14 protein-coding genes and 1 pseudogene are annotated in these 17395 nt (G+C 38.2%); 11 read left to right on the forward strand and 4 right to left on the reverse strand.

Annotation, left to right across the window (positions count from 1 at the left end; genetic code table 11):
* Position 1 precedes the first annotated feature (1 nt).
* A complete protein-coding gene (locus tag JW886_RS04505; RefSeq protein ID WP_205872422.1) occupies positions 2–2641 on the reverse strand; it encodes a YfhO family protein in 2640 nt (879 codons plus the stop codon).
* Positions 2642–2707: 66 nt separating this feature from the next.
* On the reverse strand, positions 2708–3493 hold the full coding sequence (locus tag JW886_RS04510) for a DUF4931 domain-containing protein (RefSeq protein ID WP_205872423.1): 786 nt from the start codon (positions 3491–3493) through the stop codon (positions 2708–2710).
* Between the two features lie 302 nt (positions 3494–3795).
* Between JW886_RS04510 and mnmA the strand changes: the two genes are divergently transcribed.
* The 3 genes from mnmA to rpsA all read left to right on the forward strand — a co-directional run bounded on the left by mnmA (position 3796) and on the right by rpsA (position 6987).
* Entirely contained in the window at positions 3796–4944 is a 1149-nt protein-coding gene (mnmA, locus tag JW886_RS04515; protein ID WP_200406655.1) for a tRNA 2-thiouridine(34) synthase MnmA, read from the forward strand.
* Between the two features lie 128 nt (positions 4945–5072).
* Positions 5073–5612, forward strand: coding sequence for a hypothetical protein (locus tag JW886_RS04520; RefSeq protein WP_205272649.1), 540 nt, complete (start codon positions 5073–5075; stop codon positions 5610–5612).
* A gap of 148 nt (positions 5613–5760) precedes the next feature.
* Entirely contained in the window at positions 5761–6987 is a 1227-nt protein-coding gene (rpsA, locus tag JW886_RS04525; protein WP_075524992.1) for a 30S ribosomal protein S1, read from the forward strand.
* A gap of 137 nt (positions 6988–7124) precedes the next feature.
* Here rpsA and gloA2 read toward each other — a convergent pair whose 3' ends face one another.
* The gene (gene gloA2 / locus JW886_RS04530; RefSeq protein WP_205872424.1) at positions 7125–7517 is read right to left on the reverse strand and encodes an SMU1112c/YaeR family gloxylase I-like metalloprotein; all 393 of its coding nucleotides are present in this window, start codon (positions 7515–7517) and stop codon (positions 7125–7127) included.
* Positions 7518–7778: 261 nt separating this feature from the next.
* Between gloA2 and JW886_RS04535 the strand changes: the two genes are divergently transcribed.
* Positions 7779–8390, forward strand: coding sequence for a hypothetical protein (locus tag JW886_RS04535; protein ID WP_205272647.1), 612 nt, complete (start codon positions 7779–7781; stop codon positions 8388–8390).
* Positions 8391–8660: 270 nt separating this feature from the next.
* Here JW886_RS04535 and JW886_RS04540 read toward each other — a convergent pair whose 3' ends face one another.
* On the reverse strand, positions 8661–8903 hold the full coding sequence (locus JW886_RS04540) for a GlsB/YeaQ/YmgE family stress response membrane protein (protein ID WP_075524989.1): 243 nt from the start codon (positions 8901–8903) through the stop codon (positions 8661–8663).
* A 206-nt stretch (positions 8904–9109) separates the two neighbouring features.
* Between JW886_RS04540 and JW886_RS04545 the strand changes: the two genes are divergently transcribed.
* The 7 genes and pseudogenes from JW886_RS04545 to JW886_RS04575 all read left to right on the forward strand — a co-directional run bounded on the left by JW886_RS04545 (position 9110) and on the right by JW886_RS04575 (position 17291).
* Complete coding sequence (locus JW886_RS04545; protein ID WP_205872425.1) at positions 9110–10105, forward strand: alpha/beta hydrolase; 996 nt, start codon at positions 9110–9112, stop codon at positions 10103–10105.
* A gap of 177 nt (positions 10106–10282) precedes the next feature.
* Complete coding sequence (uvrC, locus tag JW886_RS04550) at positions 10283–12286, forward strand: excinuclease ABC subunit UvrC (protein WP_205872426.1); 2004 nt, start codon at positions 10283–10285, stop codon at positions 12284–12286.
* A gap of 124 nt (positions 12287–12410) precedes the next feature.
* Positions 12411–13511, forward strand: coding sequence for an A/G-specific adenine glycosylase (gene mutY / locus JW886_RS04555; protein ID WP_205872427.1), 1101 nt, complete (start codon positions 12411–12413; stop codon positions 13509–13511).
* An 80-nt stretch (positions 13512–13591) separates the two neighbouring features.
* Positions 13592–15010: a dipeptidase PepV gene (gene pepV, locus JW886_RS04560; RefSeq protein ID WP_205872428.1), complete on the forward strand. Its 1419-nt coding sequence runs from the start codon at positions 13592–13594 to the stop codon at positions 15008–15010.
* A gap of 98 nt (positions 15011–15108) precedes the next feature.
* Positions 15109–15468 (forward strand): holo-ACP synthase, encoded by a 360-nt coding sequence (gene acpS, locus JW886_RS04565; protein WP_075524973.1) that lies wholly within the window; start codon positions 15109–15111, stop codon positions 15466–15468.
* Positions 15469–15601: 133 nt separating this feature from the next.
* Positions 15602–16708: an alanine racemase gene (gene alr / locus JW886_RS04570; RefSeq protein WP_205872429.1), complete on the forward strand. Its 1107-nt coding sequence runs from the start codon at positions 15602–15604 to the stop codon at positions 16706–16708.
* Positions 16709–16850: 142 nt separating this feature from the next.
* A pseudogene (locus JW886_RS04575) lies at positions 16851–17291 on the forward strand (Spx/MgsR family RNA polymerase-binding regulatory protein).
* The last annotated feature ends 104 nt before the right edge of the window (positions 17292–17395 follow it).

The following is a 17395-nucleotide window of genomic DNA, read 5'->3' on the forward strand; positions in this document are numbered from 1 at the left end:
GCTAATTTTTTAAAGATGACTTACGTCGAAGAACGTCGTAAGTAATGAACAAAACGATACCTAAGACAAAACAAAGGATCCCGGTTTTTAGACCATTTGGGAAGAAGGAGAGGCGCAAAGTATGCTTGCCAGCAGGCACCTGAACCTTCATAAAGCCTTCTTGTGCTTTGGACACTTTGACGGTTTTTCCATCGATTTTTGCTGACCAGCCCTTGTCATAAGGTATGCTCAAGAAGACTTCTCCTTTTTCGGACGTATTGGTCTGAAGCGTAGCACCGTTTTTGGTGAGTTGTGTTTTAGGGCTACGCGCTTTGAGGGTGGACATTACTTGGCTGTAAGCCTGAGTATCTAAACTCCAAAAAGAAGTAGTATCAAAGCTTACCTGTGAATTCTCAGGAAAGGCAAGGGTTACTTTTAAATCAGTAGCTTTACTAAAAGTTCCGAGATTTATAAAGCGACCCGTATCGTTGGTTCCGATATAGTAGCTTGATAAGGTGCGCGTGATTTTATTATTTTCGACGTTGCTGATTGTGACAAGTGTATTTTCAGCATTACTATTAATATAACTAATATTTGGCACCGATAGATAGATTTGACTATGAGCGGGAGCGGTAATGCCGTAAGTGACAGAAACTTCGTTATCCGTAGAAGATTCTGGACGAGTTAGGGTAACGGAGTCCCCTGTACCAGTGATTTTATCTGAGGTAGCTTCACTTGTTGTATAAAAAGGTTGAAAAAGTGTAGTCTTCGTTTTGGAGAGTGCGTCAACAAAGGCTGTTTGATTGTTGAGGATGGCAGAAGTCTCATCACGATCTTCAAATTTTGCATTGACAAATTCTCCGGGGACGAAGATGCCCAGACTTAGGGCTTCTTGATTTTCGTTCAAGGCATTTAAAGGGGAGGTTTTACTGACGGACTTGAAGCCATACTTTTCCGGTTGGCTCTGGTTAATATTATATTTTACACCAAAGAGCGCGTCCATCAGTAAAGTATTGCCAGGATAACGCAGATTAAGATAGGTACTGTCGGTATGAAAGCCTAATTGGCGCATGATTGAGCTGGAGTTGCTATTACGTACAGAAGAAAACTGAGAGATGGTGTTAAAATTATATTTCATCCCATCATTAGCTGTATCGGGGTTAGTATTATCAGTTCGAGCAAAAGTTGTTCCTGTTAATGCGTTAATTTTTTCTGCAATAGGAGCGAGCGTATCAACTTGACGATTATAATAATCTCGGCTCGCAAAATTCCATTCTTTCTGGACACCCTGAACTTGATAGAGACCATTTACACCAGCTTCACTAACCATAAAGACGAAAAGGACAGGAATTAAAGCACGAATGGAAATCCAGCGGTGAATTAGATTTAAACCTAATATGAAGTAAGCTAAACCAAATAAAAAGGTTAAAATAATTTGAACAGTGGTAAGGTAGTGATAATGTCCGAAATAGAATGTGGCGAGATAGAAAAGAGCAAAAACTGCGCTTACTACAAGGAGATGCCAAGTTCGAAATTCTTTCCAGCGTTTGCAGCTTTCTAGAGCCATTAAAATAATAAGAAGGCTAAAAAGAAAGGCGTAGCGATGAAGGAACATATTTGGGGAATGCATGCCTTGCCAAAATAAATCTAAAGCTTGCAAATAGAAAGAAGCGATAAAAAGAACCAATAAGCCAAGAAAAGCAAATTTAGTACGTCTCTTGATGCTTTTTGCAAAAAAGAACAAGAAAGCTAAGCCCAGAGGAACCATTCCCACATAAATCATAGGAATGGCATCAAACTGGGTGGTGTCATAGGCCCCTACGAAATTTTTGGCAAAAAGGTCAAAAAGGTGAGCATTTTCGGTAAACACCCCAGAAAGACTAGTCAGCGCGTCGGAGTTATTTGCTCGCAAATCTAAATACATGGGTAATAGCATGATGAGACTTGAGAGCCCTGCTAAGAGTGAAGTAACTACAAAATCTAGAACTTTGTGCCATGACCATTTATCAAAGGTCATACGGGCTAAAAAGTAGAAGACGAGGAACAGTGCAATCATAAAACCAAAATAATAATTTTGGATAAAAACAATAAGTAAACTGATGAAATAAAGCCAACGTTTTTGTTCATTCATCAAGCGATGCAGTCCCCAGATGATAAGTGGAAGAAGGATGAAAACATCTAACCACATGATAATTTCAAGCTGAGAAGTTAAAAAACTCATCAAACTAAAAGCTACGCTCAAGGCAAGCACAACGACTTGTGGAAGCTTTTTATACATATTTTTGAAACTTATAAAAGCTGATAAACCGATCAGCCCAAACTTGATTAAAGTCAATAAATAGAGTGCATCAGGCATATTATGGACATTAAAGAAAAAAGTAAAGGGCATGAGAAAACTGCCCATATAATAAGCCGAAAAAGCGTAAAGGTTTAAACCTAAGCCGCTGGTAAAGGTGTAGAGGAAACCCTGCGAACCTCCTGAATGTAAAATATTACGATAAAGAGAATGGATCGCGACATATTGGTGATAAGCATCTCCCGCCAAAATCGAACGAGAGCTTCCCCAATAAATACCAGTAATCGCCAGAATGATCGCCATTAAAACCAAGGGAAGCAAGAAGCTTGCTAAGAGACTCCATTTATTTTTCTTGATAAATTTCATAATTCTATTATACCAAAATCAACCTTATATCAGGCTGATGCGTTCAAAAAAATACTGACCAAGCTGTCAGTAATTTTTATCTAATCTTAATTTAATTTCTTGAGCAATTTCTGCCAAGGTTTGTGGATGAGAAACTTGTGGGATTTTATAACCAATAAAGTAGGGAGAAGTGATGAAACGCGGTACAATTTTGCAAATGTATTGACCATCAAAATGGTGGAAAAAGAGGTTGTAAGAATCACAACGCCCCTCCATATAGCTGCTCATCAGATAAGCTGTGATTTCATGAACCATATCAGCTAGATTTTCAACATTGTCAAGGTCAGTAATCATCGCATTGAATTCCACAAATCCCATAATAGGGCGGGTAGAGAGCGTGACTGTGACTCCATTTTTATGAATCTCGACCCCTTCAAAATTTTCAGGAGAGATCTGTCCGTAACCGTCAGTATTTTTTAATCCGACCACTTGTAAGTGAGGGTGGCGTAAAGTACCACCAGAGCGGGGACCAAAATTTTTGAACATGAGCACGGAGCGATAATTTCCTGATTGAATCATTTCATCCCAGCAATCAAAGGCAAAGCGGAATACTTCACGATTCTCTTTCAAGCGATAGGTTGAGACATCTCCTAAATGCTCATCAGATTCTATAATCACTGTCATCGTAGCTTCTTCCAGTGTTGGAAATTTATTTTTTAGCCATATTTTCTTTCCGTCAGTACGTAAAATACCAGTTAAATGCTCCACATCACAAAATGGACAAGTGTTTTGTACAGGGACGACCGTTTCTGCTCGCTTTTTTTGCCCGATGGCAGTATTAAAGACCAAAGGATTTTCAGTATGTTTTATCATAAAAACTATTATAGCACGCGTTCTGAGTGACGACGTTTACAAAAATATCCTCTAAAATTGGAAGAAAGAGCTATTTACATTTTGACCAAAATTGACTATAATAAATAAGTTACCTATTAAATTCAGCCTTCAACTGAAGTAACCTACAAAAATCAGCCTTCAACTGATATTTTGTCTAACTTGGGAAAAAGAAAGTGGACTGACGCAGAGGTCAGTTGTCTTTTTTTAAAGTACATTTACTGACCACTCTGTCAGTCATTTCTTTTTTTCAAAATCAAAATAGAAAGAGATGGTGAAAATTAATGGATAACAGTCAAACTTTAAAGGGCAAGCTCCCAGCGCAAACGCGTGTCGTTGTGGGAATGTCAGGAGGGGTCGACAGCTCTGTCACTGCCTTGTTACTCAAAGAACAGGGCTATGATGTTATCGGTGTATTCATGAAAAATTGGGATGACACTGATGAAAACGGAGTCTGTACGGCTACGGAAGATTATAAAGATGTCGCAGCAGTGGCAGACCAAATCGGTGTTCCTTACTATTCTGTTAACTTCGAAAAAGAATACTGGGATCGTGTCTTTGAATATTTCCTTGCAGAATACCGCGCTGGACGTACGCCCAATCCTGATGTCATGTGTAACAAGGAAATCAAATTCAAAGCTTTCTTGGATTATGCCATGGAGCTTGGAGCAGATTATGTTGCAACTGGACACTATGCGCAAGTTCGTACCGACGAAGATGGAACCGTACACATGTTGCGTGGCGCAGATAATAATAAAGACCAAACTTATTTCTTAAGTCAATTGACACAAGAACAATTGAAGAAAACCATGTTCCCACTTGGTCATCTTGAAAAACCGGAAGTCCGTCGAATTGCAGAAGCAGCTGGACTGGCAACGGCTAAGAAAAAAGATTCAACAGGAATTTGTTTTATTGGAGAAAAAAACTTTAAAAAATTCTTAAGTGAATACTTACCCGCACAACCTGGTAAGATGATGACACTTGATGGAATCGAAATGGGTACTCATGCTGGTTTGATGTATTATACTATCGGTCAACGTGGCGGGCTTGGCATTGGTGGACAACATGGACAATTAACAAGTGATCCATGGTTTGTTGTCGGAAAAGACTTGAGCACAAACACCCTTTATGTTGGACAAGGTTTCCACCATGAACACCTTTATTCAACAAGTCTGGACGCAAGCGATTTGAGCTTTACCAGAGAAATGCCAGAAACTTTTGACCTTCACTGCACAGCAAAATTCCGTTATCGTCAAGAAGATACAGGTGTTACGATCCATGTAAATGGTGATAAAGTTACTGTTGACTTTGATGAACCTGTCAGAGCGATTACTCCTGGACAAGCAGTAGTCTTCTATGATGGAGAAGAATGCCTCGGTGGAGCACTGATTGATGTCGCTTATAAAAATGAAAAGGTAATGCAATACCAATAAGAAGAAAACTCGTCACTAGTGACGAGTTTTTTTTCATGCCCAAATCGTAAAAAAGAGTATCTTTTTGTAGGATATAAAAAGAGTGTTATAATAATTTTATAATAAAATTATCATTTTAGGAGTGTACTATGATATTTAATTTAAAAAAGTTATTAATATTCTCTGTTATTCTATTAATTATCCCCAGTTTACTAGGGATTATGGCTAGCAGCAAAAATATCGCTCATGTCTCACAGGAAGATAATAAACTTCTCATAAAGTATAGTGAAAAAGAATTTACTCAAGTAGAATACGCCCAAATAAGAAATGGAGATTATTCTTCGTTAGAAGGAAACTGGATCAGCAGGGATAAGCACAATAGCACGCGCCTAGCAGTCAATCAAGGGGTACTGATTTTTAATAATGTCCGGTATGTTCTTAGCTTGGCAGAGGGTCAGACGGGGGCAGCTCCTACCCTAAAATGCCGCTCAGAAAAAGGCTATCAAAATACAGCGAAACTTAGTTTCTATCCAGAAGGTATCGTGATTCCCGTACGCTTAAAAGATGGAACCGTTGATTATTCGGGAGCCCATGATCCGACAAATCGGGGGACAGATCGTCTTTTATTATCACAAACAATCTTAAGTGAAGAAGGTTTAAAAGAAAACGTTTGCTATCGAAAAAAATGAAAAATCAACTGTATTTTGAGTTCATTAAAAAGACTCATAAATTTTTTATTATTTAACAAAGAAAAAGCTTTCCCTAAGCGATTTTTTATGGTATAATGTTTTGTAAGGCTGTGTATCAGCCAAATTGTTGGAGGAATTTTTTTTACAAATGAACGAATTTGAAACACTATTAAACAGCGTTGAAGACGTTAAAGTACGCGACGTCGTTAAGGGCGAGATCCTTACAGTTGAAAACGGGCAAGCAACTGTTGCCATCGTAGGAACTGGTGTCGAAGGTGTCCTTACACTTCGCGAAATCACTAACGATAAAGATGCTGATATCAATACATTCGTTAAACCTGGTGATGTTCTTGACTTACTCGTAATTAAACAAATTGTCGGTAAAGAAGCTGAAGGTGCAAACGTATACCTCCTTTCATTGAAACGTCTTGAAGCTCGTAAAGCTTGGACTCAATTGGAAGGCAAAGAAGGCGAAATCGTAACAGTTAAAGTTACTAAAGACGTTAAAGGCGGACTTTCAGTAGACTACAACGGTGTACGTGGATTTATCCCTGCCTCTATGATCGATACTTACTTCGTAAAAGATACTAAGAAATTTGTTGGCGAAGAAATTGAAGCTAAAATCATTGAAGTTAATGCTTCTGAAAATCGCTTCATCCTTAGCCGTCGTGCAGTTGTTGAAGCTGAAGCTCTTGAACTTCGTAAAGAAGCTTTCGCACAACTTCAAGAAGGTGATATCGTTGAAGGTACCGTTTCACGCGTTACTAACTTCGGTGCTTTCGTTGACCTTGGTGGGATTGATGGTTTAGTTCACGTATCTGAACTTTCACACAGCCGTATCAAACGTCCATCAGATGCCGTTAAACCTGGTGATGTGATTAACGTTAAAATCTTGAAACTCGATCCAGAAGCTGGACGTCTTTCACTCTCACTTAAAGCAACACAACCTGGACCATGGGAACAAGTTGAAGAAAAAGCACCCGTTGGCTCAACTGTTGAAGGTACAGTTAAACGTTTGACAGACTTTGGTGCCTTTGTTGAACTTTATCCAGGTGTTGAAGGACTTGTTCACGTTTCACAAATCTCTTGGGAACGCGTTGAAAATCCAAAAGATGTTCTTAAAGTTGGTCAAGTTGTGAATGTAAAAGTTCTTGACGTAAAACCAGAAGAAGAACGTATTTCTCTTTCTATCAAAGCGCTTGAAGAAGCACCAGCTCGTCCAGCTCGTAACAACGACAACGACGGTGAAAAACGTGATCGCAAACCACGTGCACCACGCAAAGCTGCTAAACCTTCATACGATTTGCCTGAAACACAAGAAGGCTTCTCATTGGCTGATTTCCTTGGAGAAGACTTCGATATTAACGATTTGTAAGAAAAATTCAAAAATATCCTCGAAAAGACCTTATAGGTCTTTTTTAGTTCACTCAAACCAATTTTGACTAGCACTATCTCTCACCGATTGTATGATAAGCAAAAAAACGCCCGATTTATTAATAATTCGGGCATTTTTTATTCATGAAGTTCAAGAGGTAGACCATCTGGATCAAAGAAAAAAACCATTTTTTTATGAGTGATTTCATCATATCTAATCTCTTCAACTCGTACATCATTCTCTTTAAGGTATCGTACATCTTCTTCGATAGCTTGTGTTTTAAAAGCAAGATGTCTCAGACCTTTGGCTTCTGGAAAAGATACACGCTCGGGTGCATCAGGTTTTATAAATAATTCAATTTCAGTCTGATCGTTCATCATCAAATCTATTTTTATATCATTTTTCTTACCTCGTTTCGTTTCACGAATAATTTTGAAATTTAAAATTTCTGAATAGAATTTGAGACTCCGTTTATATTCACTACCAATAATGGCGATGTGATGAATCATATTAAAGTGATGTTTGTTCATTCGTTCTCCTTTTTATAAGCTCCCAACAGTATTTTAACATATTGATTTTAGAAATAGCCTAAAGGAAGCTTGTGCTACCGTGTACGTACTATCCAAAGTGGTTGGCTCGATTGGGCCAGCCAGTGAGAGCTCATTTCTAGTTTTTATTTCTAGTAAAGTAATTAATTTTTGATAATTTATTGCTTTTTAAACATTATTTTGATACTTTAGACTAAAAGTTAATAATACAGATTATTAGTATTTGTATTCTAGGGAGAGAAAATGAAGAGGAAACTTACCGTAGGCGTATTATCAGTGCTAGCTCTTTTAATTTTTACAGGCTGCACTAATGGAAATGAGAAGAAAAAGAATAGTGAAGCCTCTAATAGGAGCATGCAAAGCAAAAAGAGTTCCACTAAAAGTAAAGTGTCCCAGATAAGTAAGAGTGCAATTAGCAAATCACAAGCTAGCGCAGAATCAAGCAAAAAAGTTACCTCTACAGTCGTTAATAAACCAAGCCAAGTAAGCTCGTCTCAAGTGGTAGAAAGTACAACTAACCAGGAAGTAGTTTCACCACCAAGTGAATCTCTCTCTTCCTCAGTCCTCAGTAGTGAACCAGCCCAAAGTTCCTCGCAAGTTATTCAAAGTACCACGACTACAATTAGTAATGAACCAATAAACCAAGCGCAAAATCAAGATTACTATACAGAAATTAAAAAAGTTTGGCAGGATGAATTGAATTATATTAATTCAATCACAGATCCACATTTAAAACAAGCTGTCCAAACACCAGAAGCTGCAGCGATTTCCGAAGCTACTTTCCTCTTGGGCACCCATCCTGAAAATAGTACAATTATCAACGAAAGTTTGAAAAAAGTTCTGTCAGGAGAATAAGTAGATAACTATTGATGACAATCGTACTTTATGGCATCATGTTGTGTACCGCAAAGTAAAGAGAAAGGACTCGCTGTATCAAGTCCTATTGTGACCGATTAAATGTCGGTATCAATAATAAGTCAAAGAGCTGAAAAAAGACCTCCGTTGGAGGTCTTTAATGGAATTTTGTTTTCGTTTTACCGAAATTTTCATTTATAAATTTATAAATCTATTATTACATGATGTTATCGCAAAAAATTATAAAGTATCGTTTTTGAATTTTTTCTCTTAATGCTTTACTTTAGCTAAAACGAAAGATACGATTAGCACGACGATCACTGCCCCAATAATGGAAGGAATGAGTGCCATACCAGCAAGTGAAGGACCCCATGTTCCGAGGAGAGATTGTCCTACAAAAGAACCAACAAGACCAGCTAAAATATTAGCAATCCAACCCATTGAGCCTCCCTTGTTAGTGAGTGCTCCTGCAATCACACCAATAATAGCTCCTACTATTAACGACCAAATCATAAAATACCTCTTTCTAGTATGCTTTTGCATACATGTTATAGTAATACTTTAGCATATTAAATACGACTATTCAAAAAAACTGTCTCGAAAATAAGAACAATTCTTATTTTATAACGTTTTTTTCTAATCATGATGTAACATTTTCATTTCTAATGGATAACTTGAAAGTTATTTAGAATGATATAACGATATGGTATAATAAAAAAATGAAAAAGATCTTATTTAGAAGTGTTTTAGGGTTATTTGGGCTATTAATTGTAATTGTGTTTGCTTTTTATATTTCACCTAAGCCTGGAGCAATACTCATCAGACATCTGTTTAATTCTGAAGTAAAAATTACTGATAAAGTATCTTTTAATAGAGCAAAAGCTAATGTTGAAGTTACTTATAACCAGCATTATGATTCGGATTTTAAAGATAATACCTATGATCTATATCTTCCTAAGAATAACAACCAACGGTTACCAGTGTTGATTTGGGTGCATGGAGGTGGTTATGTAGGTGGAGATAAGGAAGGGGTGAAAGAATTTGCGACAAAACTAGCTTCTGATGCAAAGATAGCAGTAGTGTCTATGAATTATGAAAAAGCTCCTGAATCAAAATATCCTAATCAGTTACGCCAAGTTAGCGAATTGGTAAAGACTCTAAAAGATGAAAAACTTTCTAAGCTAAAGCTCGATAATATTATCTTAGGAGGAGATAGCGCAGGTGCTCAGATTGCGTTGCAGTTTGCCTTGACTCAAACTAATGAACAATATAGAGACAGTTTAAAAGTTCCTCAACTGATTAAAAGAGAGGGGATTAAAGCAACGATATCCTATTGTGGGCCGATAAACTTAGAACAATTAAAGAATACGAAGAACTCAAGTAATTTTATGAAGTTTTTTGTGAGAACAGTCGCTTGGTCTGAATTAGGGATTAAGAACTGGAAAACAAGCTCTCAGCTAAAACAAGCGAGTTTAGTTAAGCATCTTACAAGTGAATTTCCTCCGACTTATATTACGGATGGGAATGCCTATTCCTTCCAAGAGCAGGGATTAACATTTAAAGATAAGTTAAAACAACTTTCAGTACCTGTCCAAAGTTTGTTCTTTAATAAAACTAAGAAAGAAATTACTCATGAATACCAATTTGATTACTCTAAATCAGAAGCAAAGGATTGCTACATCCAAACACTAAACTTCATAAATCAATACAAATAAAGGACTGTTTAGCAACTGTTTATTTTGTTAGGATGAGAAAGCCAAAAAAGATGCTCTGAATCATAGCTCACTTCGATAAGGGATTCTTTAAAATAGATAAACGTGATGCTACTTTTTTAACTACGTTTAAGTTGAACCTTATTGAACCTTGTTGGCATAGTATGCTATACTAGGCATATGAATCAAACGATTAAAGCGAAGTTAGAGTTGCTCCCCGATAGTCCGGGGTGCTATTTACATAAAGATAAAAATGGCACAGTTATTTATGTCGGAAAGGCTAAGAATCTTAAAAATCGAGTCCGTTCTTATTTTCACGGCTCACACAATACAAAAACTGAACTATTGGTTTCAGAAATTGAGGATTTGGAATGGATTGTTGTCGATTCCAACATTGAGTCTTTAGTTTTAGAAATCAACTTAATTCAACGTTATAAGCCTAAGTATAATATCATGCTCAAGGATGATAAGTACTATCCATTCTTGAAAATCACGAATGAAAAGTACCCACGGTTGTTGGTTGTTCGTAAGGTACAAAAAGACGGGGCAACTTATTTTGGTCCTTATCCTGATGTGAGGGCGGCTAATGAAGTAAAGCGACTTTTAGATCGGATTTTTCCTTTTCGTAAGTGTGGTCTACATGAAAAAAAGGTGTGTTTTTATTTTCATATTCACCAGTGTCTTTGTCCAGTAGTTAATCATGTGGACCCTCAAGTTTTTAAAGAGATGACTCAAGAAGTGAAGGAATTTTTAACGGGTTCTGATCAGAAAATTATTAAAGAATTAGAGTCTAAAATGCTGGTAGCTTCTAATAAAATGGAGTTTGAGCAGGCAGCTGAGTATCGTGATATTATTAAAGCGATTGGGACTTTACGAACTAAGCAGAGAGTCATGAATCAAGATTTGCAAGACCGAGATGTCTTTGGTTATTATGTGGATAAAGGTTGGATGTGTGTGCAAGTTTTCTTTGTACGCCAAGGAAAACTGATTCAGCGTGATGTCAATATGTTTCCTTATTACAATGAAGCTGAAGAAGACTTTTTAACGTACATCGGACAATTTTATCAAGAAAATAATCACATGATGCCACGAGAAATTTTTATTCCTCAAAATGTGGACAAGGCCTCTGTAGAAACTGTGGTGGCTGCGAGCCAAGCAGAAAATAGTTTGACAAAAGCACAAGCGCGTGCCGTGGATGCTAAAGTATTTACGGCGAAAACTGTAAAATTTTCCGACCAACAGGATGTAGAGCAATCGATTGTCAAATTAGATAAAGAATTATCTTCAGAAAAACGTTTGTCCAGTTTACTCGCAAAAACTAAAATCATCCAACCCAGTCGGGGGGAGAAAAAGCAGCTGGTAAATATGGCGATGAAAAATGCTCAAACCCAACTGCAACTCAAGTTTGATGTGGCTGAGCGAGACATGTTGAAAACGACAAAGGCTGTAGAAAATCTGGGTAAAATTTTAGGAATTCCAAAACCAGTGCGGATTGAATCCTTCGATAATTCCAACATTATGGGAACATCTCCTGTATCAGCAATGGTTGTTTTTATCGATGGAAAACCTTCCAAGAAGGATTATCGAAAATACAAAATAAAAACGGTCGTGGGCGCCGACGACTATGCTTCAATGAGGGAAGTTATGACGCGTAGGTACAGTCGTGCCTTAAGAGAAGGGACAGCTTTGCCAGATTTAATAGCTATGGATGGAGGAGCAGGTCAAGTCAACATCGCCAAACAGGTTTTACGTGAGTTGGGGCTGTCAAAAATTCCAGTCGCAGGGATGCAAAAAAATGATAAACACCAAACAAGTGAATTGCTTTTTGGCGATCCTTTAGAGGTAGTCCCCTTATCGAGGCAGTCGCAAGAATTTTTCTTACTCACTCGCATTCAAGATGAGGTCCACCGTTTTGCTATTACTTTCCATCGCCAACTTCGTGGGAAAAATACCTTTTCCAGTAAACTGGATGGAATCGTTGGTTTAGGACCAAAACGTAAGCAAAAATTGTTGACAACTTTTAAAAATCTTAAAGCGATTGAGGAAGCTACCGTTCAGGAGGTTGCTGATGCGGGTGTTCCTTATGAGGTCGCTGAACGGGTCAAAGCTACGTTGGAAAAACCTAAAGCTACTGACGATAATTGGGAATCCTTAAAAGATCAAGTCCCCGAAATAAAAAAGTAACGATTAAGTAGCAAGTCAACTTATTTTCTAAGACAAATAAGGGAGAAAACATCAGAGCTACTACTGACCAAGCTGTCAGTAAAAAGTTCTGATGTTTTTTCTACTTTTTTATTATAATAGAAAGATGAAGCTAAGCAAAAAACAAGTGACAGCCTTTCAAAATTCACTTTTAGACTGGTATGATCAGCATAAGAAGCCACTCCCATGGCGTAAAACAACAGAGCCATATCAGATTTGGATATCGGAGATTATGTCTCAACAAACTCAAGTGGAGACCGTGATTCCTTATTTTGAGCGTTTTATGGCAAAATATCCGACGTTGCGGGACCTAGCAACTGCTGATGATGCAGAATTGTTGAAACTTTGGGAAGGTTTAGGTTATTACTCACGAGCCCGCAATCTGAAACTGGCAGCGCAAGAAATTGTGACCAATTTTGACGGAATTTTTCCCGAACATTTGTCAGATATTCAGTCATTAAAAGGGATTGGCCCTTACACAGCTGCAGCCATTGCTTCCATTGCTTATGGTCAACCTGAACCCGCAATTGATGGAAACCTTATGCGCGTGACGAGCCGTGTTTTTGAAATGACTGACGATATTTCCCAAGCAAAATCGCGCAAAGCATTCGATGAAGTTTTACGAAAGCTGATTTCATCTGAACGTCCAGGGGATTTCAACCAAGCGCTTATGGATTTGGGCTCTACTGTCTGTAAGCCCAAAATTGCCCTGTGTGCTGCTTGTCCCCTCGCCGAGTTTTGTCAAAGTCGAGCTAAAGGGACCCAACTGAATTTTCCCATCAAAACGAAGAAAATAAAGCAAAAGGATCTCTATTTTACAGCCTTTGCACTTCAAAATGCTGCGGGAGAATATTATCTAGAAAAACGGCCTGAGTCTGGACTTCTGGCCAATATGTGGACCTTTCCGCTGACCAAGTTGTCAGGTGAAGATTTCGAGAAAATAGTTACTGACGGAGCTGTCAGCAACAACGGCCTCCTGCCTGAGTTGCCAGAAAGTATTTCCAAGCTGACTTATGTCGGAAATTTCACACATATTTTTTCACATCAGAAATGGCATATTGTGCTGGTCAAAGCTCAGCCAGAAGAACATTTCCAACTTACCGAAAATCATCTATCAGAAGAAAAAATGTGGCTGACCGATCTGTCAGCAATACCACTTGCTGGTCCTCAAGTTAAAATGTTCGAAATGTTGACCAAAGAAAAATAATTTTATTAATCATGTGAAAACACCAAGAAAGACTGAAAATTTGATATAATTGTAAGTATATTATTTCAAGGAGAATTTAAATGACAACAATTGATTTTGCAGCTGAAGTTGACAAACGTAAAGATGCGCTCATGGAGGACCTTTACAGTCTTTTACGCATCAATTCTGCAGAGGATAAAGCTCACGCTGACGCTGAAAATCCTTTCGGTCCTGGCCCAAGAAAAGCTTTGGATGCTTTTTTAAAAATCGCTGAACGCGACGGCTATTCAACAAAAAATTATGACAACTATGTTGGTCATTTTGAATACGAAAATGGTGCAGCTGATGATGCTGAAGTCCTTGGTATTATTGGACACTTGGATGTTGTACCTGCAGGTTCTGGTTGGGATTCTGATCCATTTGAACCTGAAATCCGTGATGGAAATCTTTATGCCCGTGGCGCTTCAGATGATAAAGGCCCTACAATGGCTTGCTATTATGGTTTGAAAATTTTGAAAGAGCTTGACGTTAAATTGAGCAAAAAAATTCGTTTCATCGTGGGAACTAACGAAGAAACGGGTTGGGCAGATATGGACTACTACTTCGAGCATTGTGAATTACCAAAACCAGATTTTGGTTTCTCACCTGATGCTGAATTCCCTATTATCAATGGTGAAAAAGGAAATATTACTGAATATCTCCATTTCGCAGGGAAAAATGCTGGTGAAGTAGTACTTCATTCATTCAAAGCTGGTCTTGCTGAAAATATGGTTCCAGAATCTGCTACTGCAGTGATTTCTGGTGCTAAAGATTTACAAGCTGCGTTGGAAAAATTCGTAGCAGAACATGCAGATAAAAATCTCCGTTTTGACCTCGAAGAAGCAGAAGGAAAAGCAACAATTACACTTTATGGTAAATCAGCACACGGTGCGATGCCAGAAAAAGGTGTAAATGGAGCAACTTACCTTACTTTATTCTTGAACCAATTTAATTTTGCTGATGGTGCTGCTGCTTTCATTAAAGTTGGAGCTGAAAAACTTCTTGAAGACCATGAAGGTGAAAAATTGGGAACAGCTTACGTTGATGAACTCATGGGTAATACCTCAATGAACGCGGGTGTTTGGTCATTTGATGAGAATTCTGAAGGTAAAATCGCGCTTAACTTCCGTTTCCCACAAGGAAATAGCCCTGAGCGTATGCAAGAAATCTTGGCTAAACTTGATGGTGTTGTTGAAGTTGCACTTTCAAAACATCTTCATGTTCCACATTATGTTCCAATGTCAGATCCCCTTGTGTCAACATTGATTGATGTTTATGAAAAACACACTGGTCTTAAAGGCTACGAAACAATCATCGGTGGCGGAACATTTGGTCGTCTTTTGGAACGTGGTGTGGCTTATGGCGCAATGTTTGAGGGCGAACCAGACTCAATGCACCAAGCTAACGAAATGAAACCTGTCGAAAATATCTTTAAGGCAGCCGTTATTTATGCTGAAGCAATTTACGAACTCACAAAATAAGCGATACAGATAGAAAAGTTTAGATAAAATTTTTAGTGACGGAATGACCTGATGGCTTAGCTATCAGGTTCTATTCCTTTGGGAGATAGGAGAGAAAAATGGTATTTGGTACGGGCGTGGACAACGTAGAACTTGCCAGAATTCAAAAGGCTTTAACACGTTCTGAACGCTTTGTTGAACAAGTCCTGACACCTGAGGAATTAGAAAAATTTAAAAGTTTTCATTCTAAGGCGCGCCAGACCGAATTCTTGGCAGGACGTTGGGCAGCAAAGGAAGCTTTTTCTAAGGCTTATGGTACAGGAATCAGTAAAGCCCTTGGGATGCACGATCTTGAAGTTAAAAATGATCATTTAGGAAAACCATATTTTTCAAAGCATCCCTTTGAAGGTGAAGTCCACCTCTCCATTTCACACAGTAACTTAGAAGCCGTTGCTTTTGTCGTTCTTGAAAAAAATTAAGAAAGTGGCGGTAACGTCACTTTCTCTGTCTATTTAGGCTAATAATTTAAAAAGTTACAATCAAGAAAAAGTGTGCTCTACTTTGAAATATATTTTATTTAACAATTGGTTCTATCATGGAAGGATTTAAAAAATGAAAGCTTCTCCGCATCGTCATACGACTGCTGAAGTTGATTTAGTAGCGATAAAAAATAATATTAAGAAATTTAAAAAATATCTTGGTCCCAAACCGCAGATTTGGGGTGTAGTCAAAGCGAATGCCTATGGACATGGAGCTGTTGCTGTCTCTCAAGCTATTGAAAAAGAGGTTGAGGGTTTCTGTGTTTCTAATCTTGATGAGGCGCTCGAACTTCGAGAAAATCTAGTGACCAAGCCTGTACTCATTCTTTCAGGGATTGTACCCGAAACAGTAAATTTAGCGCTCCAGCATGATATCACCCTGACCGTGCCAAGTCTTGCTTGGATTAAACTTGTCGTTGCACAAGATATAGACCTTACAAAATTAAAAGTGCATGTTGCGGTGGATTCTGGAATGGGTCGTATTGGCGTGCGTGAGGTTGAAGAAGCAAATGCCATTATCGATACTCTTGATCGGTTTGGCATCACTTTTGAGGGAATCTTTACCCACTTTGCAACAGCAGATGAAGCAGACGAAGAAAAATTTAAACTCCAGCAGGAACGTTTTAGCGCTTTTCTCAATTCGCTCAGGCGTAAACCCCGCTATGTACATTCGACCAATACTGCATCTGCCCTATGGCATACTCACCAAGTTCAGGATATTGAGCGACTTGGAATTTCGATGTACGGTCTTAATCCGAGTGGAAAAACACTTCCTTTACCCTTCGAACTTGAGCCCGCGCTCTCTTTAAAAACAGAGCTAACCCATGTTAAACAAGTCCAGTCAGGTGAGACACTGGGATATGGCGCAACCTATGAAACTTCCGAAAGCACTTGGATTGGGACTGTATCCCTTGGTTATGCAGACGGTTGGACAAGAGCAATGCAAGGTTTTCATGTCTTAGTTGACGGGAAGTATTGTGAAATAGTGGGGCGGGTTTCAATGGACCAGATGATGATTAAACTTGACCAAGCTTATCCACTTGGAACCGTTGTGACGCTTATTGGAAGAGACGGAGTGGCAGAAATTAGTGCCACAGACGTCGCAGATTGGCGGGGAACCATCAACTATGAGGTCCTCTGTCTTATTTCAGATCGTGTGGTGCGTATTTACAAGCAATAAACAACAAAATAATTTCATTTATATTAAAAATAAGTTAAATGCTCATTTTTATCTCATAAAACTATTTACAAATCTCATTTTTATGTTAGAATAAAGATAAGATATAAATGAGAAAGTACTAAGATAAAAATGAGGTGACCACATGATTAAGATATATACTGTAGCGTCTTGTAGTTCTTGCAAAAAAGCGATGGACTGGATGGACAAGCATGAACTGCCCTATCAAGAAATTAATCTAATCACAGATCCGATCACTAAAGAAGATCTCTTAGAAATATTGGCTTTGACTGAACACGGAACAGTCGACATTATCTCGCGGCGAAGTCAGGCTTATCAACGTCTCAATATTGATTTTGAGACAATAAAGCTAAATGAGCTCGTTCAAATCATTGAAGAAAATCGGACACTTTTGAGACGCCCCCTTGTTGTTGATGAGAAGAGGTGACAAGTCGGCTATAATGATGATGAAATTAGAAAGTTCTTACCACGCCCTCGTCGCAAAATTGAAATTGAAACAGCTAAAAAGCGTGTACTTGATCTGGAATGGCAAACTCCAAGTGACAACCATGAAATCAGTAGTTAAGGCTACTGATTTTTTGTTTGAAACTTATTAGTTTTAAAAATGGGTTAAAAACAGTAAAATAAGGTTAAATTGTAATAAGCAAAATTTTCTAAAACTTGTTCCCT

Source organism: Lactococcus taiwanensis (assembly GCF_017068355.1).
In the GTDB taxonomy this organism is placed as follows: Bacteria; Bacillota; Bacilli; order Lactobacillales; family Streptococcaceae; genus Lactococcus; species Lactococcus taiwanensis.

Bases quoted from the DNA above. Each gene is read 5' to 3' on its own strand.
- JW886_RS04505 (WP_205872422.1), bottom strand. From the start codon at position 2,641: ATGAAATTTATCAAGAAAAATAAATGGAGTCTCTTAGCAAGCTTCTTG.
- JW886_RS04510 (WP_205872423.1), bottom strand. From the start codon at position 3,493: ATGATAAAACATACTGAAAATCCTTTGGTCTTTAATACTGCCATCGGG.
- mnmA (WP_200406655.1), top strand. From the start codon at position 3,796: ATGGATAACAGTCAAACTTTAAAGGGCAAGCTCCCAGCGCAAACGCGT.
- JW886_RS04520 (WP_205272649.1), top strand. From the start codon at position 5,073: ATGATATTTAATTTAAAAAAGTTATTAATATTCTCTGTTATTCTATTA.
- rpsA (WP_075524992.1), top strand. From the start codon at position 5,761: ATGAACGAATTTGAAACACTATTAAACAGCGTTGAAGACGTTAAAGTA.
- gloA2 (WP_205872424.1), bottom strand. From the start codon at position 7,517: ATGAACAAACATCACTTTAATATGATTCATCACATCGCCATTATTGGT.
- JW886_RS04535 (WP_205272647.1), top strand. From the start codon at position 7,779: ATGAAGAGGAAACTTACCGTAGGCGTATTATCAGTGCTAGCTCTTTTA.
- JW886_RS04540 (WP_075524989.1), bottom strand. From the start codon at position 8,903: ATGATTTGGTCGTTAATAGTAGGAGCTATTATTGGTGTGATTGCAGGA.
- JW886_RS04545 (WP_205872425.1), top strand. From the start codon at position 9,110: ATGAAAAAGATCTTATTTAGAAGTGTTTTAGGGTTATTTGGGCTATTA.
- uvrC (WP_205872426.1), top strand. From the start codon at position 10,283: ATGAATCAAACGATTAAAGCGAAGTTAGAGTTGCTCCCCGATAGTCCG.
- mutY (WP_205872427.1), top strand. From the start codon at position 12,411: ATGAAGCTAAGCAAAAAACAAGTGACAGCCTTTCAAAATTCACTTTTA.
- pepV (WP_205872428.1), top strand. From the start codon at position 13,592: ATGACAACAATTGATTTTGCAGCTGAAGTTGACAAACGTAAAGATGCG.
- acpS (WP_075524973.1), top strand. From the start codon at position 15,109: ATGGTATTTGGTACGGGCGTGGACAACGTAGAACTTGCCAGAATTCAA.
- alr (WP_205872429.1), top strand. From the start codon at position 15,602: ATGAAAGCTTCTCCGCATCGTCATACGACTGCTGAAGTTGATTTAGTA.